The organism is Vibrio sp. 10N.222.52.B7 (assembly GCF_041474275.1).
GTDB lineage: Bacteria > Pseudomonadota > Gammaproteobacteria > Enterobacterales > Vibrionaceae > Vibrio > Vibrio crassostreae_C.
The window spans coordinates 1-1,549 of record NZ_JBFRTU010000221.1; the positions used below are offsets into that span (position 1 = coordinate 1).

1 protein-coding gene is annotated in these 1,549 nt (G+C 38.2%); it reads left to right on the top strand.

The features are described from left to right. Positions 1–475 precede the first annotated feature (475 nt). A complete protein-coding gene (locus tag AB4512_RS22515; RefSeq protein ID WP_372175758.1) occupies positions 476–1,468 on the top strand; it encodes a porin in 993 nt (330 codons plus the stop codon). Positions 1,469–1,549 lie beyond the last annotated feature (81 nt).

Here is a 1,549-nt window from a genome sequence, read left to right on the forward strand (position 1 = left end):
ATCACTAGTCGGTACATTTACGGTGAAATAGCTTGCTTTTGAATCAAAGGTAGATCTTGTTCACAAAAAAAAACTGAACCATCAGGAACTTAACTATTTTATTTATGTTGCGAAATATAAATATTAAAAAAGACTTGCTTGTAGGTGTTAAATCCTGAGATGTGGCGTTTTTACAAGTTGTTTGTGGTGTTAAATGCTGTTTTGTTCTTTTTTTGGATTATTATATTTCCTGATAAAACTAAGGATAAGCTGCTCGTAAAACTATGAAAAAAAATGTAAGTAGTTGATTTTGATTGCTTTGTGTTTTTTTTAGGTTTGTTTTTAGTTTATTTGACACGCAGGATAATCTTTTGCAATCTAGACCTCGAAATTTAGTGACGGTGATTAACCAACAAAGAGTGGTAATGACCAGTCATAAAAATAAAAGGGAACCGGGCAAGGATCTCCCATTCTTAGAAAAGGCAGTGGATTTATTATGAAAAAGACTCTATTAGCACTTGCAGTTGTTGCAGCAGCAGGCTCAGTAAACGCAGCGGAAATTTACAAATCAGAAGACGGCGCAGTAGACTTTTACGGTCAACTACGTACAGAGCTTAAGTTCCTAGACGGGCAAGATGCCAAATTAGGTTCAGGTTCTTCGCGTGCTGGTGTTGACGCTCAATATAATGTATCTGATGATCTTAAAGTTCTTGGTAAAGTAGAATTTGCATTGAAAGACAGTGGCGACATGTATGTACGTAACCACATTTTTGGCTTTAGCAGCGATCAAGCGGGAGCAATCAAATTTGGTAAGCAATGGACTACATCAGATGATGTATACGGCGCTGATTACTCATACTTCTTTGGTGGTTCTGCACTGCTTTACTCTACTTTGAACGGTGCTCTTCATGACTCACAAGTAAAGTACTCTTATGATTCTGACAACTTCTGGGTAAAAGCAGGATACGGATTAGCAGAAGATGATTCTAATCAAGAGCTAGCTGAACTTTACGTTGGTTTTTCTGTTGGTGACGTAAATATCCACCTTGGTGGTGGTCAAACAACTGATGATGTAGCTGGTTCTGATTTTACAGGCCTTGAGAACACATACTACGAAGGTACTGTTGAGTACTCTAAAGATGTTCTAACAGTTGGTGCAACTGTTGCGGCATCTTCTGTTGAATCTGCTATTGATAAAGCAGACCAAACAGGTTTCTCAGTAGCTGCTACGTATGGCGTTGCTGATAAAACAACAGTATATGGTGGTTATGAGTTCGTGTCTCAAGATCACGATTTATTAGAAGATAGCAACGTTGTTTACGTTGGTGTTGAATACAAGTACGCTAGCTGGGCACGTGTCTATGCTGAGTATGGTTATGCAGACGGTAGTACTCTAGGTTTCAACGCTCAAGGTAGTGATATGGTTGTAGATCCTAAGACTGTTGAGGGCGAAAATAATTTCGGTATCGGTGCTCGTGTTTACTGGTAATTTGATATATTGTTAGAAAAAGCCCAACATAGAGTTGGGCTTTTTTTTGCCTATTTTTTATAAGGATGGATACAATAATGC